Origin of the sequence: Streptomyces sp. NPDC047049 (assembly GCF_040643995.1) — a bacterium.
In the GTDB taxonomy this organism is placed as follows: Bacteria; Actinomycetota; Actinomycetes; order Streptomycetales; family Streptomycetaceae; genus Streptomyces; species Streptomyces mooreae.
The window spans coordinates 46449-71096 of sequence record NZ_JBEYVM010000028.1 but is presented as its reverse complement, the minus strand read 5'-3'; the positions used below and the strand labels follow the sequence as shown (position 1 = coordinate 71096).

The following is a 24648-nucleotide window of genomic DNA, read 5'->3' as shown; positions in this document are numbered from 1 at the left end:
GGCCGGTGTGTGGGACGTAAAGCGAAGCAGTCCCACACACCGGCCCCGGAGGCCCGTCACCGCACCCACAGCCCCGCGCAGCGGACCCCGCCCGCCGCCAGGCGCAGCGGTGGGAAAGTCAAAAACGGGGCGAGGCAAAGAGCAGCGCACCGCCCCGCGCAGCGGACCCCGCCCGCCGCCAGGCGCAGCGGTGGGAAAGTCAAAAACGGGGCGAGGCAAAGCGCACCGCCCGCCGCAGGCGCAACGGCGGTAAACCCCCACGGCGGGTCAGCCGGAAACGGCGGCAAAGACAGACGCGTATCGTGACCCGGCGTGACCACGTTCATCTGGATCGCCGCCGCGATCGTCCTCATCGGTATCTATCTGAGCTGGACGGCGGGCCGCCTCGACCGCCTGCACGCGCGTATCGACGCGGCCAGGGCGGCCCTCGACGCCCAGTTGTTGCGGCGGGCGTCCGTCGCGCAGGAGGTGGGGACCTCGGGGGTCCTCGATCCCGCCGCTTCGATCGTGCTCTACCAGGCCGCGCACGACGCCCGGCAGGCCGCGGAAGATCATCGCGAGGTTGCGGAGAGTGAGCTGAGCCAGGCGCTGCGGGCCATTTTCGCCGAGGAGGCCCAGCTGGAGGCCGTACGGGAGGCCCCGGGCGGTGAGCGCACGGTCACCGAACTCACCGCTGCCGTGCGCCGGGTCCCGATGGCCCGACGGTTCCACAACGATGCCGTACGGGCCGCGCGCGCCGTCCGCCGCCACCGGGTGGTGCGCTATCTGCGGCTGGCCGGCCATGCGCCGTTCCCGCTGGCCTTCGAGATGGACGACGAGCCGCCGGTCGTTCTGGACGACCGCTCGGCCGGAGGCTGAGCCGGAAGCGGGACCGGGGCGGGGCGAGCCGGAATCTGCGACTCCCAGTAGTGAAGAGCCACTGACCTCTAATTGGCCCTTTTCCCGGGCCGCTCACTAACGGTTGTGTGGGCGCAGCAGTACAGCCACCCGGATTGAGTGAGGTCGAACCGTGTCCAGCACGCCCACCACGCCCCAGAACCCCGAGACCGGAACCGCGCGCGTCAAGCGCGGGATGGCCGAGCAGCTCAAGGGCGGCGTGATCATGGACGTCGTCACGCCGGAAGAGGCGAAGATCGCCGAGGATGCGGGCGCCGTTGCCGTCATGGCCCTGGAGCGGGTCCCCGCCGACATCCGCAAGGACGGCGGCGTGGCCCGGATGTCGGACCCCGACATGATCGACGGCATCATCAACGCCGTCTCCATCCCGGTCATGGCCAAGTCCCGGATCGGCCACTTCGTCGAGGCCCAGGTCCTGCAGTCGCTCGGCGTCGACTACATCGACGAGTCCGAGGTCCTGACCCCGGCCGACGAGGTCAACCACTCCGACAAGTGGGCCTTCACCACCCCCTTCGTCTGTGGTGCCACCAACCTGGGCGAGGCCCTGCGCCGGATCGCCGAGGGCGCCGCCATGATCCGTTCCAAGGGCGAGGCCGGTACCGGCAACGTCGTCGAGGCGGTCCGCCACCTGCGCCAGATCAAGGGCGAGATCGCCAAGCTGCGGGGCTGTGACCACAACGAGCTGTTCGCCGCCGCCAAGGAGCTGCGCGCCCCGTACGAGCTGGTCAAGGAGGTCGCCGAGCTCGGCAAGCTGCCGGTCGTGCTGTTCTCCGCCGGTGGTGTCGCCACCCCGGCCGATGCCGCGCTGATGCGCCAGCTCGGCGCCGAGGGCGTCTTCGTCGGCTCCGGCATCTTCAAGTCCGGCGACCCGGCCAAGCGCGCCGCGGCGATCGTGAAGGCCACCACCTACTACGACGACCCCGCCGTCATCGCGGACGCCTCCCGCAACCTGGGCGAGGCCATGGTCGGCATCAACTGCGACACCCTCCCCGAGACCGAGCGCTACGCCAACCGCGGCTGGTAGGACGGCAGATGAGCACCCCCACCATCGGTGTGCTGGCCCTGCAGGGCGATGTCCGCGAGCACCTCAAGGCGCTCGCGGACACCGGTGCCCAGGCCCGGCCGGTGCGCCGCTCCGAGGAACTGGACGGGATCGACGGCCTGGTCATCCCGGGCGGCGAGTCGACCACCATGTCCAAGCTGGCGGTCGTCTTCGGCATGCTGGAGCCGCTGCGCGCCTTCGTCCGCGCGGGCAAGCCGGTCTACGGCACCTGCGCCGGCATGATCATGGTCGCGGACAAGCTGCTGGACGCCCGTGAGGACCAGGAGACGTTCGGCGGCATCGACATGATCGTGCGCCGTAACGCCTTCGGGCGGCAGAACGAGTCGTTCGAGGCGGCCATCGACGTAGCGGGGATCCCCGGCGGGCCGGTCGAGGGCGTCTTCATCCGGGCGCCCTGGGTCGAGTCGGTCGGCGGTGCGGTCGAGGTGCTGGCGACGTATGACGGGCACACCGTGGCCGTGCGGCAGGGTAACGTCCTCGCCACGTCCTTCCACCCGGAGCTCACCGGCGACCACCGGGTCCACGCCCTGTTCGTGGACATGGTGCGGCGCGCCTAGCGGGCCGTCCGGAGCGGTGGCCGGGCGACGGGCGGGAGTAACACCGTGTGATCCGGCCCCGGTAGGATCTGAGGCGTTCATTCAGACGTTGGTTACGCGAAGGAGACAGGCGGATGTCCGGCCACTCTAAATGGGCTACGACGAAGCACAAGAAGGCCGTGATCGATGCCAAGCGCGGCAAGCTCTTCGCGAAGCTGATCAAGAACATCGAGGTCGCGGCCCGTACCGGCGGCGCCGACCCGGACGGCAACCCGACCCTCTTCGACGCCATCCAGAAGGCCAAGAAGAGCTCGGTGCCCAACAAGAACATCGACTCCGCGGTCAAGCGCGGTGCGGGGCTCGAAGCCGGCGGCGCCGACTACGAGACCATCATGTACGAGGGCTACGGCCCCAACGGTGTCGCGGTGCTCATCGAGTGCCTGACCGACAACCGCAACCGTGCCGCCTCGGACGTCCGCGTCGCCATGACCCGCAACGGCGGTTCGATGGCCGACCCGGGTTCGGTGTCGTACCTGTTCAACCGCAAGGGCGTGGTGATCGTCCCCAAGGGTGAACTGACCGAGGACGACGTCCTGGGCGCGGTGCTGGACGCGGGCGCCGAGGAGGTCAACGACCTCGGCGAGTCCTTCGAGGTGCTCAGCGAGGCCACCGACCTGGTCGCGGTCCGCAGTGCCCTCCAGGAGTCCGGCATCGACTACGACTCGGCCGACGCCAACTTCGTCCCGACCATGCAGGTCGAGCTGGAGGAAGAGGGCGCGCGCAAGATCTTCAAGCTGATCGACGCGCTGGAGGACAGCGACGACGTGCAGAACGTCTTCGCCAACTTCGATGTCTCGGACGATGTGATGGCCAAGGTCGACGCCTGACAGGCGTGGCACGCTCGGTCGACTGACGGGCCGACGGGGACACACCCCGTCGGCCCGTCCGTTTGTCAGTGGCAGCCATTACTGTGCTGATCAGGGGGCATCCGCTCTCTTCGGGGGCGTGCGCCTCCGGTCGGGAACAGCCGGGCGACAGGTGCGAGGGGCGGGGAGCGATGAAGGTGCTGGGGGTGGACCCGGGGCTGACGCGCTGCGGGGTCGGTGTGGTCGACGGGGTCGCGGGGCGCCCGCTGACCATGGTCGGCGTCGGCGTCGTCCGCACCCCCGCGGACGCCGAGATCGCGCAGCGCCTCGTCGAGATCGAGCGCGGCATAGACGCCTGGCTCGACGAGTACCGCCCGGAGTTCGTCGCCGTGGAGCGGGTCTTCAGCCAGCACAACGTCCGTACGGTCATGGGCACCGCCCAGGCCAGCGCGGTCGCCATGCTGTGCGCGGCCCGGCGCGGGCTGCCGGTCGCGCTGCACACCCCCAGCGAGGTCAAGGCCGCCGTCACCGGATCCGGCCGGGCCGACAAGGCCCAGGTCGGAGCGATGGTCACGCGTCTGCTGCGGCTGGACGCGCCGCCGAAGCCGGCCGACGCCGCCGATGCCCTGGCCCTCGCCATCTGTCACATCTGGCGCGCCCCCGCGGTCAACCGCCTCCAGCAGGCGCATGCCGCGGCCCGCCGCGCCGCCCCCGCCACCGTCCCGTCCTCCGGCACCCGCCGGACGGCTCCCCAGAAGGGCACCCGATGATCGCCTTCGTCTCCGGCCCGGTCGCGGCCCTCGCCCCGGACATCGCCGTCGTCGAGGTCGGCGGCGTCGGCATGGCCGTCCAGTGCACGCCGAACACCCTGTCCGCCCTGCGTATCGGGCAGCCGGCCAAGCTCGCCACCTCCCTCGTCGTCCGCGAGGACTCGCTCACCCTCTACGGCTTCGCCGACGACGACGAGCGGCAGACCTTCGAGCTGCTGCAGACCGCCAGCGGCGTCGGCCCCCGGCTCGCCCAGGCGATGCTGGCCGTGCACTCCCCGGACACCCTGCGCCTCGCCGTCTCCACCGGCGACGAGAAGACCCTCACCGCCGTGCCCGGCATCGGCAAGAAGGGGGCACAGAAGCTGCTTCTGGAGCTCAAGGACCGGCTCGGCGAGCCGGTGGGCACCGGCCGCGCGGGCGTCGGCAGCGCCGTCACGGCCGGCTGGCGCGACCAGCTGCACGCCGCCCTGATCGGCCTCGGCTACGCCACCCGCGAGGCGGACGAGGCGGTAGCCGCGGTCGCCCCGCAGGCCGAGGCGGCCGTCGCCGAGGGCGGCAGCCCCCAGGTGCCGCAGCTGCTCAAGGCGGCCCTGCAGACTCTGAACCGGGCGCGATGACCGCCGCCGGCCGGGCCTCGCGCCCCCGACCGTACGACCACGCAGGCGGCCCGGCCGCCCCGACCACCCCACGAGGCAATCCGCAGTGAACTGGGACGACACCGCACCGCACACCGCCGAGGACGCCGACCCGGGGGCGCCCGACCGGCTGGTCGGAGCCGACGCGGACGGCGAGGACACCGCCGTCGAGGCCGCGCTGCGGCCCAAGGACCTCGGGGAATTCGTCGGCCAGGAGCGGGTGCGCGAACAGCTCGACCTGGTGCTGCGTGCCGCCCGCGCCCGTGGTGCCACCGCCGATCACGTCCTGCTGTCCGGGGCGCCGGGCCTCGGCAAGACGACCCTCTCCATGATCATCGCGGCCGAGATGGGCGCCCCGATCCGGATCACCTCCGGGCCCGCCATCCAGCACGCCGGTGACCTCGCCGCGATCCTCTCCTCCCTCCAGGAGGGGGAGGTCCTTTTCCTCGACGAGATCCACCGGATGTCCCGGCCCGCCGAGGAAATGCTCTACATGGCGATGGAGGACTTCCGCGTCGACGTGATCGTCGGCAAGGGACCGGGAGCCACCGCCATCCCCCTGGAGCTCCCCCCGTTCACCCTGGTCGGGGCCACGACCAGGGCCGGTCTGCTGCCGCCCCCGCTCCGCGACCGCTTCGGCTTCACCGCCCATATGGAGTTCTACGCCCCCGCCGAGCTGGAGCGGGTCATCCACCGCTCGGCCGGGCTGCTGGACCTCGACATAGAACCCGAGGGCGCCGCCGAGATCGCCGGCCGCTCCCGCGGCACGCCCCGTATCGCCAACCGCCTGCTGCGCCGCGTCCGCGACTACGCCCAGGTGAAGGCCGACGGCCTGATCACCCGCGAGATCGCCTCCCAGGCCCTCGGGGTCTACGAGGTCGACGCCCGCGGCCTGGACCGCCTCGACCGCGCCGTGCTCACGGCCCTGCTCAAGCTGTTCGGCGGCGGCCCGGTGGGCCTGTCCACCCTCGCGGTCGCGGTGGGGGAGGAGCGGGAGACCGTCGAGGAGGTCGCCGAACCGTTCCTCGTACGGGAAGGACTGCTGGCCAGGACCCCTCGGGGCCGGATCGCGACCCCGGCCGCCTGGGCCCATCTGGGCCTCGTTCCGCCGCAGCAGCAGACCGGCGGGAGCGGACAGCAGGGCTTGTTCGGGGCGTGACGGCGCGGGGACTCGCCCGGCCAGGAACTGCGGTGGGATGCTGGGCGTTGTTCCACTGGTGGGGACTCGCCTAGACTCCGCCGATGCCGTTCGTATGGGCGGCATTCCCACCCCCGTATATGAGATCGCGCATCCGCGGTCGTGCGAAGGAATTTCCGTCCCGTGAATATCGTGACTCTCCTCCCCTTCATCGTCCTCATCGGGGCCATGTTCCTGATGACCCGGTCTGCCAAGAAGAAGCAGCAGGCGGCCGCGCAGATGCGCAACGAAATGCAGGCCGGCACCGGGGTCCGGACGATCGGCGGCATGTACGCCACCGTCAAGGAAATCCACGAGGACACCGTCCTCCTGGAGGTCGCCCCCGGCGTCCACGCGATCTACGCCAAGAACGCCATCGGCGCGGTGCTCGCGGACGAGGAGTACAACCGCATCCTGGACGGTGCCGACCCGATCCACGGCGACGAGCCGGTCGTCCCGGACGACGCCTCCTCGCTGACCGGCACCGCCGCCGCCGACGCCACCGAAACGGGTGACAAGGGCGACAAGATCGACCTGGGCAAGGCCGAGACCCCGGCCGACGCGGCCGCTGCGGACAAGCCTGCCGCCGAGGCGGGGGAGACCAAGGCCGCCGGCGACGCCAAGGACACCGTCAAGACCGACGCGGACACCGCCAAGGACGACAAGAAGTCCGGCGACGACGAAGCGAAGTAGTCCGCCCCACGGAACCGCGGAGCACGCGTCGAGTGTCGTGCGCCGCGGTTCCGGGACGGTCTAGGCTCCGGCGGGGGCACGTCCCCACAAGACTTCGTGGCTCCTCGGCCGGCAACCCGGGCCGAGGGGTTGGACAGGGAGATACGAGAAGGTGGCAGCACCGAAGAAGGGCCGCAGGGCGCCCGCGAGCCAGGGGCATCCGGGCCGCACCCTGATCCTGGTCCTGATCGCCATGGCAGGGCTGATCGGAGGCATGTTCTACTCCGGCACGCTGACGCCGCGACTGGGCATCGACCTCGCGGGCGGCACCAGCTTCACGCTGGCGGCCCAGAACCAGCCGGGCAAGCCCAACGCGATCAACGAGACCAATATGAAGACCGCCTCCGACATCATGGAGCGACGGGTCAACGGTCTCGGTGTGACCGAGTCCGAGGTCCAGACGCAGGGCAGCAACCACATCATCGTGAACATCCCCAAGGGGACGGACGCGAAGCAGGCGCGCCAGCAGGTCGGCACCACCGCCCAGCTCGGGTTCCGGCCGGTGCTGACCACCACCGCGGGCGCCAAGACGCCCGAGCAGCCCAAGCCGGGCCCCTCCCAGAGCGGTGCGAACGGCAAGGGCAAGGGGGACAAGGCCGCCGGTGACCCGGCCCAGAAGCAGTCGGGCAGCGGGCAGAAGGCCTCTTCCCCGCAGTCGCCGGACGCGAAGCCGACGACGCAGGGCCGCGCGGTGACCGCGTCGCTGAAGAAGGCGCCGTCCGCCAAGCCCACCCCCTCCGGCAAGCCCTCCGCGCCCCCGGCGCAGCCGACGCCTCCGGGCGGGGCGGCCATCCCGCCGGCCCTCCAGAAGCAGCTCGACGCGCTCGACTGCTCCACCAAGGCGAGCCGCGCCGCCGCGGGCGAGAAGGCCGCGAACACCAAGCCGTCCGACCCGATCGTGGCGTGCAAGCAGGACGGTGCCCAGAAGTACGCGCTCGGCCCCGTCGCCGTCGAGGGCACGGACGTCAGCAGCGCCAAGGCCGTCTTCGACAGCCAGCAGGGCCAGGGCTGGATCGTCCAGATGGACTTCACCTCCGAGGGCGGCAAGAAGTTCGGTGACATCACCGGCAAGCTCGCCACCAAGACGCCGCCGCAGAACCAGTTCGGGATCGTTCTCGACGGCGCGGTCGTGTCCTCTCCCTCGGTCGACAAGGCCATCATGGGCGGTGGCGCCACCATCTCCGGCGGCTTCACCCAGCAGTCCGCCGAGGACCTGGGCAACATGCTCTCCTACGGTGCGCTGCCGCTCTCCTTCAAGATCGACGACGAGACCACGGTCACCGCGGCGCTCGGCGGCGAGCAGCTGCACGCCGGTCTGATCGCCGGTGCCATCGGCCTCGCACTGGTCGTCATCTACCTGGTCGCCTACTACCGGGGGCTGGCGCTGGTCGCGCTGGCGAGCCTGGGCGTCTCGGCGGTCCTGACGTACACGATCATGACCTTGCTCGGCCCGACCATCGGGTTCGCGCTGAACCTCCCGGCGGTCTGTGGTGCCATCGTCGCGATCGGTATCACCGCCGACTCGTTCATCGTCTACTTCGAACGCATCCGGGACGAGATCCGTGAGGGACGCTCCCTGCGTCCGGCCGTCGAGCGCGGCTGGCCGCGGGCCCGGCGCACGATCCTGGTCTCCGACTTCGTGTCGTTCCTGGCCGCCGCGGTGCTGTTCATCGTCACCGTCGGCAAGGTCCAGGGCTTTGCCTTCACGCTCGGCCTGACCACCGTCCTCGACGTCGTCGTGGTCTTCCTCTTCACCAAGCCCCTGATGACCCTGCTGGCCCGGCGGAAGTTCTTCTCCGACGGCCACTCCTGGTCCGGCCTCGACCCCGAGCGCCTGGGCGCCAAGCCGCCGCTGCGCCGTCGTCGCGGCGCCGCCCCCACCACGAAGGAGGCGTGAGATGTCCAAGCTCGGCAACATCGGCGCCCGGCTTTACCGCGGCGAGGTCGGCTACGACTTCATCGGCAAGCGGAAGATCTGGTACGGCCTCTCGATCCTCATCACCATCGTGGCCATCGTCGGCCTCGGGGTGCGCCACCTGAACATGGGCATCGAGTTCTCCGGCGGCGCGGTCTTCACCACCCCGAAGACCTCCGTCTCCGCCTCGGAGGCCCAGCACAAGGCCGAGTCGGCGGCCGGCGGCCACCAGGCCGTGGTGCAGAAGCTCGGTGGCGGCGCGCTGCGCATCCAGATCAGCGGTCTGGACACCAAGCAGTCGGTGCCGGTCCAGGAAGAGCTCGCCAAGGACCTGAACGTCCCGGTCAAGGACGTCAACACCCAGCTGGTCGGCCCGAGTTGGGGTGAGCAGATCGCCAACAAGGCGTGGCTGGGCCTGGGGATCTTCATGGTCCTCGTGGTGCTCTATCTGGCCATCGCCTTCGAGTGGCGGATGGCGGTGGCCGCCCTGGTCGCGCTGATCCACGACCTGACGATCACGGTCGGCATCTACGCCCTGGTCGGCTTCGAGGTCACCCCCGGCACGGTCATCGGTCTGCTGACGATCCTCGGTTACTCCCTCTACGACACGGTCGTCGTCTTCGACAGCCTCAAGGAAGCCTCCAAGGACATCACCAAGCAGACCCGCTTCACCTACAGCGAGATCGCCAACCGCAGCATCAACGGCACCCTGGTGCGCTCCATCAACACCACCGTCGTGGCGCTGCTCCCGGTCGCCGGTCTGCTGTTCGTCGGCGGCGGTGTCCTGGGCGCGGGCATGCTCAACGACATTTCGCTGGCCCTGTTCGTCGGTCTCGCCGCCGGTGCGTACTCCTCGATCTTCATCGCGACCCCGCTGGTCGCCGACCTGAAGAGCCGTGAGCCGCAGATGCAGGCACTGGCCAAGCGGGTCAAGGCGAAGCGTGCCGCGGCCGAGGCCAAGGCCGCGGGCCAGGAGGACGCCCAGGAGGAGACCGCCGGCGCGGCGGACGCCGAGGACGGTGACGGCGCCGCGGTCGTCGGCCCCCGCCGGCAGCCCGCCTCCCGCAACCGCGGACGCGGCCGCCCGTCGGGCAAGCGCCGGTGAGCGCCCCCGTGGAGCTGCGTGAGCTGCTGCTCAGCCGGATCGCGGACGTTCCGGACTATCCCCAGCCGGGCGTGATGTTCAAGGACATCACCCCACTGCTGGCCGACCCGGCCGCCTTCGGCGCGCTGACCGAGGCGTTCGCCGAGCTGTGCGGCCGCCACCGTGTGGACAAGATCGTGGGCCTGGAGGCGCGCGGGTTCATACTCGCCGCTCCGGTCGCGGTCCGGGCCGGTATCGGCTTCGTCCCCGTACGCAAGGCGGGCAAGCTGCCCGGCACCACGCTCGGGCAGGCCTACGAGCTGGAGTACGGCACGGCCGAGATCGAGATGCACGCCGATGCGCTGGCCCCGGGCGACCGGGTGCTGGTGATCGACGACGTCCTGGCCACCGGCGGCACCGCCGATGCCTCGCTGCAGCTCCTCCGCCGCGCGGGCGCCGAGGTCGCGGGCGTGGCGGTCCTGCTGGAGCTGGGCTTCCTGGCCGGGCGGGAGCGGCTGGAGCCGGGCCTGAAGGGCGCTGCGCTGGAGGCCCTGATCACGGTCTGAGCCGCGCTCGCACCGCACCATCGCGCAAACAGGGGCATCCGGAAGAATCCGGGTGCCCCTGCTGCTGTGTCATGTACGGAACCCCGGCCGCGGGGGACCAGTGGCCCCGAGGTCGATACCATGGCACCCCGGCCCGTTCGAGGTCCTGGGGTCCCAGCCGCCTGAGGAGTGCTCTTGCCAGACGAGGCCCAGCCGCTCTCCCCCGGACTGCGTCCGGCGGGATCCGACGCCGCGCGCCCGGACGAGCCGAAGCCGGCGGCCGAGGCGTCCTCGAACGCGCCCCAGCCCGAGCGGCAGGGCGCGTCCGACGGCACCACCGCGCCCCGGCCGACGGGCGGCGGATCCACCGCGTCCCGGGCCCCCGGCGAGCGGCCCCGCCCGGCGCCCAAGCCGGGCCCGGCGGCCTCCTCGCCCCAGCCGGCGGCGCCGTCCCGCGCGGCCAAGCCGCCCGCCAAGGCCGACCAGCCCGCCCCGCCCAAGCCGCCGGCCCCCGCTCCCGCCGGCCGCTCCGGCTCGCCCAACCGGGTCCGCGCCCGCCTCGCCCGGCTCGGCGTCCAGCGCTCCAGCCCGTACAACCCGGTCCTGGAGCCGCTGCTGCGGGCCGTCCGCGGCAACGACCCCAAGATCGAGACCGGGACGCTGCGCCAGATCGAGCGGGCCTATCAGGTCGCCGAGCGCTGGCACCGCGGACAGAAGCGCAAGAGCGGCGACCCGTACATCACCCACCCGCTCGCGGTGACGACGATCCTCGCCGAGCTGGGCATGGACCCGGCGACGCTGATGGCCGGCCTGCTGCACGACACCGTCGAGGACACCGAATACGGCCTGGACACCCTGCGGGGCGACTTCGGCGACCAGGTCGCGCTGCTGGTCGACGGCGTCACCAAGCTCGACCGGGTCAAGTTCGGCGAGGCGGCGCAGGCCGAGACGGTGCGCAAGATGGTCGTCGCGATGGCCAAGGACCCGCGCGTCCTGGTCATCAAGCTCGCCGACCGGCTGCACAACATGCGCACCATGCGCTACCTCAAGCGGGAGAAGCAGGAGAAGAAGGCCCGCGAGACGCTGGAGATCTACGCTCCGCTCGCCCACCGCCTGGGCATGAACACCATCAAGTGGGAGCTGGAGGACCTCGCCTTCGCGATCCTCTACCCCAAGATGTACGACGAGATCGTCCGGCTGGTCGCCGAGCGGGCGCCCAAGCGCGACGAGTACCTGGCCATAGTGACCGACGAGGTCCAGGCCGATCTGCGCGCCGCCCGCATCAAGGCCACCGTCACCGGCCGCCCGAAGCACTATTACAGCGTCTACCAGAAGATGATCGTGCGTGGCCGCGACTTCGCCGAGATCTACGACCTGGTGGGCATCCGGGTCCTCGTCGACACCGTCCGCGACTGCTACGCCGCCCTCGGCACCATCCACGCGCGATGGAACCCGGTCCCCGGCCGGTTCAAGGACTACATCGCGATGCCCAAGTTCAACATGTACCAGTCGCTGCACACCACGGTGATCGGTCCCAGCGGCAAGCCCGTCGAACTGCAGATCCGCACCTTCGACATGCACCGCCGCGCCGAGTACGGCATCGCCGCGCACTGGAAGTACAAGCAGGAGGCGGTCGCAGGCGCCTCCAAGATCCGCACCGATGTGCCGAAGAACGCCGGCAAGGGCCAGGACACGGTCAACGACATGGCCTGGCTGCGGCAGTTGCTCGACTGGCAGAAAGAGACCGAGGACCCGGGCGAGTTCCTGGAGTCGCTGCGCTTCGACCTCTCCCGCAACGAAGTCTTCGTCTTCACGCCCAAGGGCGACGTGATAGCGCTGCCGGCCGGCGCCACCCCCGTCGACTTCGCGTACGCGGTGCACACCGAGGTCGGCCACCGCACGATAGGGGCGCGGGTCAACGGGCGCCTCGTCCCGCTCGAATCCACCCTGGACAACGGCGACTTGGTGGAGGTCTTCACCTCCAAGGCCACGGGCGCCGGGCCCTCCCGCGACTGGCTGGGCTTCGTCAAGTCCCCGCGCGCCCGCAACAAGATCCGCGGCTGGTTCTCCAAGGAGCGCCGCGACGAGGCCATAGAGCAGGGCAAGGACGCCATCGCGCGCGCCATGCGCAAGCAGAACCTGCCGATCCAGCGGATCCTGACCGGCGACTCCCTGGTGACCCTGGCGCACGAGATGCGCTACCCGGACATCTCCTCGCTCTACGCCGCCATCGGCGAGGGCCATGTCGCCGCCCAGGGCGTCGTCCAGAAGCTGGTGCAGGCGCTCGGCGGCCAGGACGAGGCCACCGAGGACATCGCCGAGTCCACCCCGATCCGGCCGCGCTCCAAGCGGCGTTCCAGCGCCGACCCCGGTGTGGTCGTCAAGGGCGTCGACGACGTCTGGGTCAAGCTCGCCCGCTGTTGTACGCCGGTGCCGGGCGACCCCATCATCGGCTTCGTCACCCGCGGCAACGGCGTCTCGGTGCACCGCGCCGACTGCGTCAACGTCGACTCGCTGTCCCGGCAGCCGGAGCGGATCCTGGACGTCGAGTGGGCGCCCACCCAGTCCTCGGTCTTCCTGGTAGCCATCCAGGTCGAGGCGCTGGACCGCTCCCGTCTGCTCTCGGACGTCACCCGCATCCTGTCCGACCAGCACGTCAACATCCTGTCGGCCGCCGTCCAGACCTCCCGCGACCGCGTGGCCACCTCCCGTTTCACCTTCGAGATGGGCGATCCCAAGCATCTGGGGCACGTCCTGAAGGCCGTACGGAGCGTGGAGGGCGTGTACGACGTCTACCGCGTGACGTCGGCCCGGCGGCCGTAGCGGCGCACACACGAAAGGGCCCCGGCACGGAATCCGTACCGGGGCCCTTCCCGTCAAGGCACCTCAACCACTGATTGAGGAATCCCAACGGCGAGCAACCACCCCCGCGAGAGCGGCGCCGGCTTAGGCGCAAAGGGGCGCCATCAACCGCCGAACTCCTCCAGGCCCTTGAGCGCCTGGTCCAGCAGCGCCTTGCGGCCCTCCAGCTCCCGGCCGAGCTTGTCGGCCTTGGCGTTGTTGCCCGCCTTCCTGGCCGTGTCGATCTGCTTCTCCAGCTTGTCGACCGCGTCCTGGAGCTGGCCGGTCAGCCCCGCGGCACGGGCCCGCGCCTCGGGGTTCGTCCGCCGCCACTCGCTCTCCTCGGCCTCCTGAATGGCGCGCTCGACGGCGTGCATCCGGCCCTCGATCTTGGGGCGGGCGTCCCGGGGGACATGGCCGATGGCCTCCCACCGCTCGTTGATCGAGCGGAATGCCGACCGCGCGGCCTTCAGGTCCGAGACGGGGAGCAGCTTCTCGGCCTCGACGGCCAGCTCCTCCTTGCGGGTCAGGTTCTCCCGCTGCTCGGCGTCCCGCTCCGCGAAGACCTCGCCGCGCGCCTGGAAGAAGACGTCCTGGGCGCCGCGGAAGCGGTTCCACAGGTCGTCCTCGTGCTCGCGCTGGGCACGGCCCGCGGCCTTCCAGTCGGCCATCAGCTCGCGGTAGCGGGCCGCGGTGGCCCCCCAGTCCGTCGAGTTCGACAGCGACTCGGCCTCGGCGACCAGCTTCTCCTTCGCCTTACGGGACTCCTCGCGCTGCGCGTCCAGCGACGCGAAGTGCGCCTTGCGGCGCTTGGAGAACGCCGAGCGGGCGTGCGAGAAGCGGTGCCACAGTTCGTCGTCCGTCTTGCGGTCGAGCCGCGGCAGGCCCTTCCAGGTGTCGACCAGGGCGCGCAGCCGCTCGCCGGCCGCCCGCCACTGCTCACTGGCCGCCAGCTCCTCGGCCTCGGCGACCAGCTTCTCCTTGGCCTGCCGGGCCTCGTCGCTCTGCTTGGCCTTCTGCGCCTTGCGCTCCTCGCGGCGCGACTCGACGGCCTCGACGAGCTTGTCCAGCCGCTTGCGCAGCGCGTCCAGATCGCCCACCGCGTGGTGTTCGTCGACCTGGGTGCGCAGATGATCGATCGCGGTCGTCGCGTCCTTCGCCGACAGGTCGGTGGTCTTGACCCGGCGCTCGAGGAGGCCGATCTCGACGACCAGGCCCTCATACTTGCGCTCGAAGTAGGCGAGGGCCTCCTCGGGAGTTCCTGCCTGCCACGATCCGACGACCTGTTCGCCCTCGGCTGTACGCACGTACACGGTCCCCGTCTCGTCGACGCGGCCCCATGGGTCGCTGCTCACAGCGCCTCCTCCACATGATGCCGACGGGGGCGTGCGGCCCCCCGGCATCGTCCACAGTTTCTGTCCGGCAGAGCCGCGCCCTGGCCGGTCCGACGGGCTGAATTGCGGGTGAGGGTGGCAGCCGTCGGAGCAGGCACCCTACCCAACGCCAATCTAGGCGACCGGCGGTCCGCTGTCCGCATCCAGCACGACGAAATTCCGCGGTTCGCCCGGGGCGGCGCCGCGGCGCCGCCCCAGGTCGTCCGGCCGGTCAGGACTTCCGCACGGACGCCTTGTCGATCACGACGGTGGCGTTGGGCGCACTGTTGCGGGTCTGCGGGTCCGTCGTGGCACCGGCCTTGGCGATCTTCCGCAGGACGTCCATACCGCCCGTGATGGTGCCGAACGGTGTGTAGTTCGGCGGCAGCTTGCTGTCCTGGTAGACGAGGAAGAACTGGCTGCCGCCGGAGTCGCGGGTCTTCGCGTTCGCCCCGTCGTAGCGGTTCGCCATCGCGACGGTGCCCGCCGGATAGACGCCGCCCTTGAGCCGCGGGTCCTTCAGGTTTTCGTCCGGGATGGTGTAGCCGGGGGTGCCCCGGCCGGTGCCCTTCGGGTCGCCGCACTGCAGGACGAAGATTCCCTCGTCCACCAGGCGGTGGCACTTGCTGTGGTCGAAGTAGCCCTGGCCGGCCAGGAAGGCGAAGGAGTTGACCGTGTGCGGCGCCTTGCCGGCGTCCAGCTTGATGTCGATGGTGCCGCAGGTCGTGGCCAGCTTCGCGGAGTAGGAGGCCGAGGTGTCGAGCGACATCGCCGGCTCCTTCGGCCAGGTCTTCTTCGACGGGCTGCCCTTCGCGGGCCGGCCGCAGGGGTCCGGCGCCTTGGACGGCGCCGGGGCCGCGGCCCGGTCCTCCTGGTCGCTGCCGCCCGCGAGGCCTGCGGAGGCGTAGACCGCGGCGCCGGCGGCCAGCGCCACGGCCGCGACGGACGCGATGATCACATTGCGGCGTTTGGCCTTCCGCTGGGCCGCGGACCGCCGTTGCTGCTGACGCTCGTACTTCTCGCGGGCGAGCTGCCGCCGCCGCTGATCTTTGCTGACCACCGGTCGTCTCCTTGTCCGATCATCGATCGCGCTCGTGCGCCGTGGCCGTACGGTATACGGGTTCGCCCTGCCGGGAGTCCCGCCGGTAGGCTCTGGAGCTGCCGAGATGTCCGGGAGGAGCGGCCTTGCGGGCCGGCCTCCACACCGACCGTAAGGACGAACGTGCTGATTGCCGGGTTCCCCGCCGGGGCCTGGGGCACCAACTGCTACTTGGTCGCCCCCGCCGCAGGCGAGGAGTGCGTCATCATCGACCCGGGCCACCAGGCGGCCCCAGGAGTCGAGGACGCGGTCGCAAAGCATCGGCTCAAGCCCGTCGCGGTCGTTCTCACGCATGGTCATATCGATCACGTCGCCTCGGTCGTCCCGGTGTGCGGCGCGCACGACGTCCCGGCCTGGATCCACCCCGAGGACCGCTACATGATGAGCGACCCGGAGAAGGCCCTCGGCCGCTCCATCGGTCAGCAGCTCATGGGCGAGCTCACGGTGGGTGAGCCGGACGACGTCAAGGAGCTGGGCGACGGTGCCACCCTGCAGCTCGCCGGGATGGAGTTCTCCGTCGCGCACGCCCCGGGCCATACCAAGGGGTCGGTGACCTTCCGGATGCCCGAGCAGGCCGCCACTCCAGCAAATCAGGGGTGCCCGCCGGTCTTCTTCTCGGGCGACCTGCTGTTCGCCGGCTCCATCGGACGCACCGACCTGCCGGGCGGCGACCACGCCGAGATCCTGCAGTCGCTGGCGCGTGTGTGCCTGCCGCTGGAGGACTCGACCGTCGTCCTGTCCGGCCACGGCCCCCAGACCACCATCGGCCAGGAGCGCGCCACCAACCCCTTCCTGCGGGAGGTGGCCGCCGGCCTCGGAGACGGCTTCAGTCCGGCTCCACGACGAGGAATGTGACGAGAGCTTCCGTGAGCACCTTCAAGGCCCCCAAGGGCACCTACGACCTGATCCCGCCGCAGTCCGCCACCTATCTCGCGGTGCGCGAGGCGATCTCCGCACCGCTGAAGAACTCCGGGTACGGCTACATCGAGACGCCCGGCTTCGAGAACGTCGAGCTGTTCGCGCGCGGGGTCGGCGAGTCCACCGACATCGTGACCAAGGAGATGTACGCCTTCGAGACCAAGGGCGGCGACCGGCTGGCGCTGCGCCCCGAGGGCACCGCGTCCGTGCTGCGGGCCGCGCTGGAGGCCAACCTCCACAAGGCCGGCAACCTCCCCGTCAAGCTCTGGTACTCCGGCTCGTACTACCGCTACGAGCGTCCGCAGAAGGGCCGTTACCGCCACTTCTCCCAGGTCGGCGCCGAGGCCATCGGTGCCGAAGACCCGGCGCTGGACGCCGAGTTGATCATCCTGGCCGACCAGGCCTACCGCGCGCTGGGCCTGCGGAACTTCCGCATCCTGCTCAACTCCCTGGGCGACAAGGAGTGCCGCCCCGTCTACCGCGCCGCGCTGCAGGACTTCCTGCGCGGGCTCGACCTGGACGAGGACACCCGGCGCCGGGTCGACATCAACCCGCTGCGGGTCCTGGACGACAAGCGCGAGGCGGTGCAGAAGCAGCTCGACGGGGCGCCCAGGCTCCGCGACTACCTCTGCGAGGCCTGCAAGGCCTACCACGAGCAGGTGCGCGAGCTGCTGACCGCGGCGGGCGTGGCCTTCGAGGACGACGAGAAGCTGGTCCGCGGCCTCGACTACTACACCCGCACCACCTTCGAGTTCGTCCACGACGGCCTGGGCTCGCAGTCCGCGGTGGGCGGCGGCGGCCGCTACGACGGCCTCTCCGAGATGATCGGCGGCCCCGCGCTGCCGTCCGTCGGCTGGGCCCTGGGCGTCGACCGCACCGTCCTGGCGCTGGAGGCGGAGGGCATCACGCTCGACATCCCCGCCGCCACCGCGGTGTACGCCGTCCCGCTCGGCGAGGAGGCCCGCCGGGTGCTGTTCGGCGTGGTCACCGAGCTGCGCCGGACCGGTGTCGCCACCGACTTCGCGTTCGGCGGCAAGGGCCTGAAGAACGCCATGAAGTCCGCCAACCGCTCCGGCGCGCGGCTGGCGCTGGTGGCGGGTGAGCGGGACCTGGCCGAGGGCATCGTCCAGCTCAAGGACCTGGAGAGCGGCGAGCAGACCGCGGTGACGCTGGACGGCGTGGCCGGGGAGGTCCGGCGCAGGCTGGGCTGAGGCCGCACGGCGAGAGGAGCGAGGGGCCCGACGGCGATCTGCCGTCCGGGCCCTTCGCGCTGCCGGCGTCCGGTGTCAACGCCGGTCGCGGCTGTCATCCCGGCGGAGGGATTCCGGGACCGCCGCACCGGCGCGGGCGCGCCCCGGACCGGCGGCCGGGCGGGCCGGAGCGGGGCGAAGCCTGAGAGAACGCTGTGTGCGGCCGCCTCGTCTTTATGTTCACCGCACAGTGGGTCATGGTGGAGTTGGGGCAGAATGAACGGCGGTGCCGCGCTCGCGGACCCGTGTGCTCAGCCCCATCTCCCCAGGGATCGACGGAACGGCGATATGACGACGACAGCGCTTGACGACGTGTCCACCGACGACGACCACGCGAGCGGCGCGGGCAGCATCGGTTCCGGCCGCGGCCTCGCGCTGCTCCTGGTGATCACCAGCGCGCTGGGGCTGCTGGCGGCCTGGGTCATCACCCTGGACAAGTTCGAGCTGCTGAAGGACCCGAACTACAAGCCGGCCTGCAGCCTCAACCCGATCATCTCCTGCGGCAGCGTCATGCAGAGCAAGCAGGCGGAGGTCTTCGGCTTCCCGAACCCGATGGCCGGGCTGGTCGGCTTCGGCGTGGTCATGGCGGTCGGGATGGCCCTGCTGGCGGGCGCCCGCTTCCGCCGCTGGTACTGGATCGGCCTGAACACCGGCACCGGGCTCGCCGCGGTCTTCTGCATGTGGCTGATGTCCCAGTCGCTGTACAGCATCAACTCGCTGTGCCTGTGGTGCACGCTGACCTGGTGCGTCACCATCCTGATGTTCTGGTACACCACCGCCCACAACCTCAAGCACGGCATCATCCCGGCTCCCGCGGGGCTGCGCGCCGCGGTGGTGGAGTTCCACTGGGTGGTGCCCGTGGTCTGGTACGGCGTGATCGCGATGCTGATCCTCACCAAGTGGTGGTCGTACTGGAGCACGCTGATCTAGGGGGAGGCACCCCCGGCGGACGCCCTCCGGGCCGCCCGCACGAGCCCACCGCACGCCCCGGCCGCCGTCAACGGCGCCCGGGGCGTTGTCAGTGGGGTGGCATAGGCTCGTGGACGTGGAGCCCGACCTGTTCACCGCCGCTGCCGAAGACCGTCAGGAGAAGGACCCCGCGGGGTCCCCGCTCGCCGTGCGGATGCGTCCGCGCACCCTCGACGAAGTCGTGGGCCAGCAGCATCTCCTCAAGCCGGGGTCCCCGCTGCGGCGGTTGGTGGGAGAGGGCAACAGCGGACCGGCCGGGCCGTCCTCGGTGTTCCTGTGGGGGCCGCCGGGCATCGGCAAGACGACCCTCGCGTACGTCGTCAGCCAGGCGACGAACAAGCGCTTCGTGGAGCTCTCGGCCATCACGGCAGGCGTCAAGGAGGTCCGCGCGGTGATCGACGGCGCCCGGCGCGCCTCGGGCGGCTTCGGCAAGGAGACCGTCCTCTTCCTGGACGAGATCCACCGCTTCAGCAAGGCCCAGCAGGATTCCCTGCTGCCCGCCGTGGAGAACCGCTGGGTCACCCTGATCGCCGCGACGACCGAGAACCCGTATTTCTCGGTGATCTCGCCGCTGCTGTCCCGCTCGCTGCTGCTGACCCTCGAACCCCTCACGGACGACGACCTGCGCGGGCTGCTGCGCCGCGCGCTGAGCGATGCGCGCGGGCTGGCGGGCGCGGTCACCCTCCCCCAGGACACCGAGGGGCATCTGCTGCGGATCGCCGGCGGCGATGCCCGGCGGGCGCTGACGGCGCTGGAGGCCGGTGCGGGATCCGCGCTGGCCAAGGGGGAGAAGGAGATCACCCTCCAGACGCTGGAGGAGTCCGTCGACCGGGCGGCGGTGAAGTACGACCGGGACGGCGACCAGCACTACGACGTCGCCAGCGCGCTGATCAAGTCCATCCGGGGCTCGGACGTCGACGCCGCGCTGCACTACCTCGCGCGCATGATCGAGGCGGGCGAGGACCCGCGCTTCATCGCCCGCCGGCTGATGATCTCGGCGAGCGAGGACATCGGCCTGGCCGATCCGACAGCCCTGCAGACCGCGGTGGCCGCCGCCCAGGCCGTGTCGATGATCGGCTTCCCGGAGGCGCGGATCACGCTGAGCCAGGCCACCATCGCGCTCGCCCTGGCTCCGAAGTCCAACGCCGCGTACCTGGCGATCGACGCCGCCCTGGCGGACGTCCGGGCCGGTCAGGCGGGTGCGGTACCGCCGCATCTGCGCGACAGCCACTACAAGGGCGCGCAGAAGCTCGGCCACGGCCAGGGCTATCAGTACCCGCACGACCTGCCGGGCGGCATCGCGGCCCAGCAGTACGCGCCGGACGAGGTGCACGGCAAGCGCTATTACGAGCCCACCCGCCATGGCGCGGAGGCGCGCTACGCCGAGGTGGCCGAGCGGGTCCGCGCCCGCCTGCGCTCGGCCTCCGGCGAGGCCGCCACCGAGTAGCCCCGGTCGCCACCCAGCAGCCCCGGCCGCTCCGCACGCCCCGGCTACTCCGCCGCCGCCTCGAAGAGCCGGTGCATCGCCCGCCGCAGCTCCGTCACGTCCCGCACGGGCCCGGGGAAGTCGAACCGCGCGTCGAAGGACCGCTGCTCGGCGTCGGTGAAGCGGACCCGCAGGCCGAAGCGGTCCAGGCCCACCGGCACGGCCCGGTCGCGCACCCCGCAGGCCTCCTTGCGCTCGCCCAGCAGGGCACACAGCCCGCGCACCTGCTCGCTGTGCGCGGAATGCAGATGCTGCAGCAGCTCCGCCTCGTGGGGCGCCAGCGGATCGGGGGCCGCGGCCGCGAACTCGTCGGGCTCGACGGGCTCGGCGCCCCACAGATCGTCCACCGCGCCCTCGCCGACCTCCAGGCGCAGCATCATCCAGGCGGCCCGCCCGTACAGGCCCGGTGCCGGGTCCGGCTGCAGCGCCTCACCGATGCCCAGCAGCTCGCCCACCGGGTGCCGCTCGGCGAGCAGCATGGCGGCCTCGGCGCGCTGGTCATTGCGTACGGGGGTCAGCCAGCCGGCCACCCAGGCCCGTCCGCGGATGCGATGAGGCACCGAAACCGGGGCGACGTCCGTGATCTCCATCACGGCTGTGACGTCGTCGTCCTGTGCGTGCGCGGCCGCCCGAGCCGCCGCAGAGTCCCCAGGAACCAGCAACAGCACGTCTCCACCGGGTGTGACGGTCCGGCAGACGGGGGCCGAGAGGCCGGCCTCGTCGGGGTCCTCGACACCGGGGATGCTCAAGGACGCCATACCATGGGACTCGACGAGGGTTCGTATGCGCTCGGCGGCGGAGGGCCGCTGGGCGCCTTCCACGGGACGCGGCTGACCCGCCTCGGTGCGGTGTGCACTGGGCAGGGGGATCCCAGGTCGAAACATGCGTTCTCCTCGCGCTAAGGTAAGCCTCACCTAACTTACATGGAGGAACGTTCCACGTGAACCAGTCGCGTCCCAAGGTCAAGAAGTCCCGCGCGCTCGGCATCGCGCTGACGCCGAAGGCCGTCAAGTACTTCGAGGCCCGTCCCTACCCGCCCGGCGAGCACGGCCGTGGCCGCAAGCAGAGCAGTGACTACAAGGTCCGTCTGCTGGAGAAGCAGCGCCTGCGTGCGCAGTACGACATCAGCGAGCGCCAGATGGCGCGTGCCTACGACCGCGCTCGGAAGGTCGAAGGCAAGACCGGCGAAGCGCTGATCATCGAGCTTGAGCGCCGTCTGGACGCGCTCGTCCTGCGGTCGGGCATCGCCCGCACCATCTACCAGGCTCGTCAGATGGTCGTCCACGGCCACATCTCGGTGAACGACCGCAAGGTCGACAAGCCGTCCTTCCGCGTCCGCCCCGGCGACGTCGTGATGGTCCGCGAGCGCAGCCGCGAGAAGCACCCCTTCCAGGTCGCCCGCGAGGGTGGCTACGACACCGAGGGTGAGACCCCGCGCTACCTCGAGGTCAACCTGCCGGCTCTGGCGTTCCGTCTCGACCGGGACCCGAACCGCAAGGAGATCCCGGTGATCTGCGACGAGCAGCTCGTCGTCGAGTACTACGCCCGCTAAGCACCACAGCAGGCACCGCGCCACGCGCGCTCGGCCCGCCGTCTCCCCGCCCTCGCGGAGGGGGAGGCGGCGGGCTCATTCGTGCCCGGGTGCCGTGTCCCGCACCGGGCGCAGCTGTGCGGGCAGCAGTCCGGCGGGCCGCAGGACCCGGGCCACCGCCGCGTCCAGGTCCAGCCGCTCACCCGCGCGCCGGAAGTGCTCGTAGCGCTCGTTCCCCAGCCGCTCGCGCGCCTGCTCCTCGCACCGTGCGTGCGGCTGGTTGAAGTGCCGCGAGCCGAACAGCGGCAGCCCCACCGACGGCCAGATCCGCCCGGCGGCGCCCTGCAGCACGGCCGCCTCCTCCGCGTCGCCCTCGCCGAGCGTCACCAGGGCCAGCAGCTCGATCGCCAGCACCGCCCCGAGCAGATCGTGGAAGGTGTGATCGATGGCCAGGCACTCCTCCAGCAGCGCACGGGCCCGCCCGCCGTCGCCACCGGACCAGGCCGCGAAGGCCAGCACGTACTGGGCGTACGAGAGCGTCCAGCGCTCGCCGTGCTCCTCGCACACCTCCAGGACGTCCTCGCACAGCCGCACCGCGTCCGCCAGCTCGCCCTGGAAGGCCACCGCCATCGCCAGCTCGACCTGCCCCAGCAGCACATTGCTGTTGAGCTCGCCGATCTCCCGGTAGCGCTCCAGCGCCGCGCGCAGCAGCTTCTCGGCGCGCGGCAGGTCATCGCTGACCAGGGCCAGACAGCCGGTGCGGTGCAGCGCATACGCGGCCGCGGTGGCGTTGCCGGTCCGCTCGGCCTCGTCACGGCACTCCTGCAGGGCCCCCAGCGCGCCGACGGTGTCCCCCTGGAGCGCCGCGACATAGCCGGCCACCCACAGCGCCTTCATCCGCGCCTCGTCGTGGGTGCTCTCCAGCTCCAGGGCCCGGTCCAGCCAGTGCCGGCCCTCCGCGAGCCGGCCGCAGCCCACCCAGTAGAACCACAGCGTGCCCGCCAGGTACTGGCCCAGGTGGGTATCGGCGGGGCTCTCCAGGCTCTGTTCCAGCGCCACCCGCACATTGGGCAGGTCGGCCTCGATCCGGGCCGCGATCTCGGCCTGCCGGGAGCTGAACCAGTCCAGTTCGCACCAGGTGGCCAGCCCCAGGTACCAGTCGCGGTGCCGCCGCCGCAGCCGCTCGCCGTCGGGCGTCACCGCCAGCCAGCCCGCCCCGTAGGCCCGTACGGTGTCCAGCATCCGGTAGCGGACCCCGGCCGCGGTCTCCTCGCGCACCAGCACCGACTGGGTGACCAACTCGGTGAGGACGTCGAGGAGTTCACCGGCCGGCAGCTCCGGCCCCGAGCAGACGTATTCGGCCGCCTCCAGGTCGAAGTGCCCGGCGAAGACCGACAGCCGCGCCCACAGCAGCCGTTCCTCGGGCGTGCACAGCTCATGGCTCCAGCCGATCGCGGTACGCAACGTCTGGTGGCGGGACGGGGGCCCGCCCGGCTCGCGCGGCGCCGGGAGCGAGGGCGGGGCCCCCTCCTGCCCGGACGGGACCGAGAGCTCGGGGGAGCGGCGCGGGCGGGTGCCGGTCAGCAGCCGGAAACGGTCGTCGAGCCGGTGCAGCACCTGGTCCACGGACAGGGCGCGCAGCCGTCCGGCGGCCAGCTCCAGCGCGAGCGGAATGCCGTCCAGCCGGTCGCAGAGCTCGGTGACCGCCGCCTCGTCGGCCGGCCCGACGGTGAACCCGGGGACGACGGCGGCGGCCCGCTCGGCGAAGAGGGCGGCCGCGTCGGCGGTGTTCATCGGCGGCAGCGGCACGGTCCGCTCACCGTCCAGCCCGAGCGGCCGCCGGCCCGCGGCCAGCACCTTCAGCCCGGGGGCACGGCGCAGCAGCGCTCCGGTCAGGTCGGCACAGGCGTCGACCAGATGCTCGTGGCCGTCCAGGACGAGCAGCAGGTCCCGGTCGGCGAGGAGGTCGCACAGCGCGGTGCGCACCGGGCGGCCGCTGTGGTCGGTGGCCCCCAGCGCCTCGGCGACGGTGTGCTCCAGGAGGTGCGGCTCGCGCAGGGCGGCCAGTTCGACCAGCCACACCCCATCGCAGAAGCGATCCTGCAAGATCCCTGCCGCCTGGCGGGCAAGCCGTGATTTCCCGACGCCGCCCAGGCCGGTGAGGGTCACCAGCCGGGCGGATTCCAGCTGCCGTGCCAGCGCGGCCAGTTCGTCGTGGCGGCCGATGAAGCCGCCCAGCTCCGCGGGCAGGTTCCCCGGCCGGGCCGGCTCCCGCCGACGCGCGGGGGAGAGGCGGGGAACAGGGCCGGGGCGCGTGAGGCGTCGCATGGCACACGGAGCGTACTCGGCGGGATGCGGACCGTACAATCACGCCCCGGGAATCTTGGGCCCGCGCTCCGCGTTCGAGGGGGAACGGGGTACGGACGGACAGTCACGGCGCGATAAGGTCAAGGGTGCCGTTCGAGCGGGAGTGCCGAGCGGGAATGAGCCCCGACCAAATCATTCGGAGTGTGGTGCCGACGTGTCCGGTGGAGAGGTGGCCGGGATCCTCGTGGCCGTCTTCTGGGCGATCCTGGTGTCGTTCCTCGCCCTCGTGCTGGTGAGGCTCGCGCAGACGCTCAAGGCGACCACCAAGATGGTGGCCGAGGTGTCCGAGCAGGCCGTCCCGCTGCTGGCCGACGCCTCCGCGACCGTCCGCTCCGCGCACACCCAGCTGGCCCGCGTCGACGCCATTGCCGCCGACGTCCAAGAGGTCACCGCCAACGCCTCCGCGCTCTCCTCGACCGTCTCCTCCGCCTTCGGCGGCCCGTTGGTCAAGGTCGCGGCCTTCGGCTACGGCGTGCGCCGCGCGATCGGCAAGAAGGGTGAGCCGGAACCCGAGCGCACCGTCCTCCTCGGCCGTACCCTGCCCGGCGCCCGCCGCGGCGGGCGCCGCAACCGTCGCTCCAAGGACTGATCACA

22 protein-coding genes are annotated in these 24648 nt (G+C 71.4%); 18 read left to right on the top strand and 4 right to left on the bottom strand.

Features of this window, described 5'->3' with window-relative positions:
- Positions 1–312: 312 nt before the first annotated feature.
- The 12 genes from ABZ851_RS35245 to ABZ851_RS35190 all read left to right on the top strand — a co-directional run bounded on the left by ABZ851_RS35245 (position 313) and on the right by ABZ851_RS35190 (position 13043).
- Positions 313–858 carry a hypothetical protein gene (locus tag ABZ851_RS35245; RefSeq protein WP_336050836.1) on the top strand — a complete coding sequence of 182 codons (546 nt, stop codon included), beginning with the start codon at positions 313–315 and terminating at the stop codon, positions 856–858.
- A 151-nt stretch (positions 859–1009) separates the two neighbouring features.
- Positions 1010–1921: a pyridoxal 5'-phosphate synthase lyase subunit PdxS gene (gene pdxS, locus ABZ851_RS35240; protein WP_361136484.1), complete on the top strand. Its 912-nt coding sequence runs from the start codon at positions 1010–1012 to the stop codon at positions 1919–1921.
- Positions 1922–1929: 8 nt separating this feature from the next.
- Positions 1930–2517 (top strand): pyridoxal 5'-phosphate synthase glutaminase subunit PdxT, encoded by a 588-nt coding sequence (gene pdxT, locus ABZ851_RS35235; protein ID WP_361136482.1) that lies wholly within the window; start codon positions 1930–1932, stop codon positions 2515–2517.
- Positions 2518–2630: 113 nt separating this feature from the next.
- Complete coding sequence (locus ABZ851_RS35230; RefSeq protein WP_030076370.1) at positions 2631–3383, top strand: YebC/PmpR family DNA-binding transcriptional regulator; 753 nt, start codon at positions 2631–2633, stop codon at positions 3381–3383.
- A gap of 170 nt (positions 3384–3553) precedes the next feature.
- Positions 3554–4132: a crossover junction endodeoxyribonuclease RuvC gene (ruvC, locus tag ABZ851_RS35225; RefSeq protein WP_336050840.1), complete on the top strand. Its 579-nt coding sequence runs from the start codon at positions 3554–3556 to the stop codon at positions 4130–4132.
- A complete protein-coding gene (gene ruvA / locus ABZ851_RS35220; RefSeq protein WP_361136480.1) occupies positions 4129–4749 on the top strand; it encodes a Holliday junction branch migration protein RuvA in 621 nt (206 codons plus the stop codon). The genes ruvC and ruvA overlap by 4 nt, the downstream gene beginning before the upstream one ends.
- 85 nt (positions 4750–4834) lie before the next feature.
- Positions 4835–5926: a Holliday junction branch migration DNA helicase RuvB gene (ruvB, locus tag ABZ851_RS35215; protein ID WP_088796758.1), complete on the top strand. Its 1092-nt coding sequence runs from the start codon at positions 4835–4837 to the stop codon at positions 5924–5926.
- 162 nt (positions 5927–6088) lie between these two features.
- Complete coding sequence (yajC, locus tag ABZ851_RS35210) at positions 6089–6637, top strand: preprotein translocase subunit YajC (RefSeq protein WP_361136478.1); 549 nt, start codon at positions 6089–6091, stop codon at positions 6635–6637.
- A gap of 151 nt (positions 6638–6788) precedes the next feature.
- Positions 6789–8573 (top strand): protein translocase subunit SecD, encoded by a 1785-nt coding sequence (gene secD / locus ABZ851_RS35205; protein WP_361136476.1) that lies wholly within the window; start codon positions 6789–6791, stop codon positions 8571–8573.
- Between the two features lies 1 nt (position 8574).
- Positions 8575–9696: a protein translocase subunit SecF gene (gene secF, locus ABZ851_RS35200; RefSeq protein ID WP_361136474.1), complete on the top strand. Its 1122-nt coding sequence runs from the start codon at positions 8575–8577 to the stop codon at positions 9694–9696.
- Positions 9693–10241 carry an adenine phosphoribosyltransferase gene (locus ABZ851_RS35195; protein WP_361136472.1) on the top strand — a complete coding sequence of 183 codons (549 nt, stop codon included), beginning with the start codon at positions 9693–9695 and terminating at the stop codon, positions 10239–10241. The genes secF and ABZ851_RS35195 overlap by 4 nt, the downstream gene beginning before the upstream one ends.
- Before the next feature lie 207 nt (positions 10242–10448).
- Positions 10449–13043: a RelA/SpoT family protein gene (locus tag ABZ851_RS35190; RefSeq protein WP_361136489.1), complete on the top strand. Its 2595-nt coding sequence runs from the start codon at positions 10449–10451 to the stop codon at positions 13041–13043.
- Positions 13044–13186: 143 nt separating this feature from the next.
- On the opposite strand, the gene ABZ851_RS35185 is transcribed toward ABZ851_RS35190, so the two are convergent.
- Both ABZ851_RS35185 and ABZ851_RS35180 read right to left on the bottom strand, forming a co-directional pair.
- On the bottom strand, positions 13187–14416 hold the full coding sequence (locus ABZ851_RS35185; RefSeq protein WP_336050849.1) for a DUF349 domain-containing protein: 1230 nt from the start codon (positions 14414–14416) through the stop codon (positions 13187–13189).
- A 250-nt stretch (positions 14417–14666) separates the two neighbouring features.
- Positions 14667–15494 carry a peptidylprolyl isomerase gene (locus ABZ851_RS35180; protein WP_361136470.1) on the bottom strand — a complete coding sequence of 276 codons (828 nt, stop codon included), beginning with the start codon at positions 15492–15494 and terminating at the stop codon, positions 14667–14669.
- A gap of 162 nt (positions 15495–15656) precedes the next feature.
- On the opposite strand from ABZ851_RS35180, the gene ABZ851_RS35175 reads away from it, so the two are divergent.
- The 4 genes from ABZ851_RS35175 to ABZ851_RS35160 all read left to right on the top strand — a co-directional run bounded on the left by ABZ851_RS35175 (position 15657) and on the right by ABZ851_RS35160 (position 20117).
- Entirely contained in the window at positions 15657–16388 is a 732-nt protein-coding gene (locus ABZ851_RS35175) for an MBL fold metallo-hydrolase (RefSeq protein WP_361136468.1), read from the top strand.
- A gap of 11 nt (positions 16389–16399) precedes the next feature.
- Entirely contained in the window at positions 16400–17662 is a 1263-nt protein-coding gene (hisS, locus tag ABZ851_RS35170) for a histidine--tRNA ligase (protein WP_361136466.1), read from the top strand.
- Between the two features lie 327 nt (positions 17663–17989).
- Complete coding sequence (locus ABZ851_RS35165; RefSeq protein ID WP_361136464.1) at positions 17990–18631, top strand: vitamin K epoxide reductase family protein; 642 nt, start codon at positions 17990–17992, stop codon at positions 18629–18631.
- Positions 18632–18746: 115 nt separating this feature from the next.
- Complete coding sequence (locus tag ABZ851_RS35160; protein WP_361136462.1) at positions 18747–20117, top strand: replication-associated recombination protein A; 1371 nt, start codon at positions 18747–18749, stop codon at positions 20115–20117.
- A 44-nt stretch (positions 20118–20161) separates the two neighbouring features.
- On the opposite strand, the gene ABZ851_RS35155 is transcribed toward ABZ851_RS35160, so the two are convergent.
- Positions 20162–20914, bottom strand: coding sequence for a DUF2470 domain-containing protein (locus ABZ851_RS35155; protein ID WP_361136460.1), 753 nt, complete (start codon positions 20912–20914; stop codon positions 20162–20164).
- A gap of 182 nt (positions 20915–21096) precedes the next feature.
- Here ABZ851_RS35155 and rpsD point away from each other — a divergent pair, with 182 nt between their 5' ends.
- Entirely contained in the window at positions 21097–21708 is a 612-nt protein-coding gene (rpsD, locus tag ABZ851_RS35150) for a 30S ribosomal protein S4 (protein ID WP_129297355.1), read from the top strand.
- 75 nt (positions 21709–21783) lie between these two features.
- Here rpsD and ABZ851_RS35145 read toward each other — a convergent pair whose 3' ends face one another.
- The gene (locus tag ABZ851_RS35145) at positions 21784–24015 is read right to left on the bottom strand and encodes an AAA family ATPase (RefSeq protein WP_361136458.1); all 2232 of its coding nucleotides are present in this window, start codon (positions 24013–24015) and stop codon (positions 21784–21786) included.
- Positions 24016–24208: 193 nt separating this feature from the next.
- Here ABZ851_RS35145 and ABZ851_RS35140 point away from each other — a divergent pair, with 193 nt between their 5' ends.
- Entirely contained in the window at positions 24209–24643 is a 435-nt protein-coding gene (locus tag ABZ851_RS35140) for a DUF948 domain-containing protein (RefSeq protein WP_176956563.1), read from the top strand.
- The last annotated feature ends 5 nt before the right edge of the window (positions 24644–24648 follow it).

Excerpts from the sequence above, each read along its gene's own strand:
- ruvC (WP_336050840.1), top strand. The coding sequence starts at position 3,554 with ATGAAGGTGCTGGGGGTGGACCCGGGGCTGACGCGCTGCGGGGTCGGT.
- ABZ851_RS35155 (WP_361136460.1), bottom strand. The coding sequence starts at position 20,914 with ATGGCGTCCTTGAGCATCCCCGGTGTCGAGGACCCCGACGAGGCCGGC.
- ABZ851_RS35145 (WP_361136458.1), bottom strand. The coding sequence starts at position 24,015 with ATGCGACGCCTCACGCGCCCCGGCCCTGTTCCCCGCCTCTCCCCCGCG.
- ABZ851_RS35230 (WP_030076370.1), top strand. The coding sequence starts at position 2,631 with ATGTCCGGCCACTCTAAATGGGCTACGACGAAGCACAAGAAGGCCGTG.
- ABZ851_RS35165 (WP_361136464.1), top strand. The coding sequence starts at position 17,990 with ATGACGACGACAGCGCTTGACGACGTGTCCACCGACGACGACCACGCG.
- ruvA (WP_361136480.1), top strand. The coding sequence starts at position 4,129 with ATGATCGCCTTCGTCTCCGGCCCGGTCGCGGCCCTCGCCCCGGACATC.
- pdxT (WP_361136482.1), top strand. The coding sequence starts at position 1,930 with ATGAGCACCCCCACCATCGGTGTGCTGGCCCTGCAGGGCGATGTCCGC.
- secF (WP_361136474.1), top strand. The coding sequence starts at position 8,575 with ATGTCCAAGCTCGGCAACATCGGCGCCCGGCTTTACCGCGGCGAGGTC.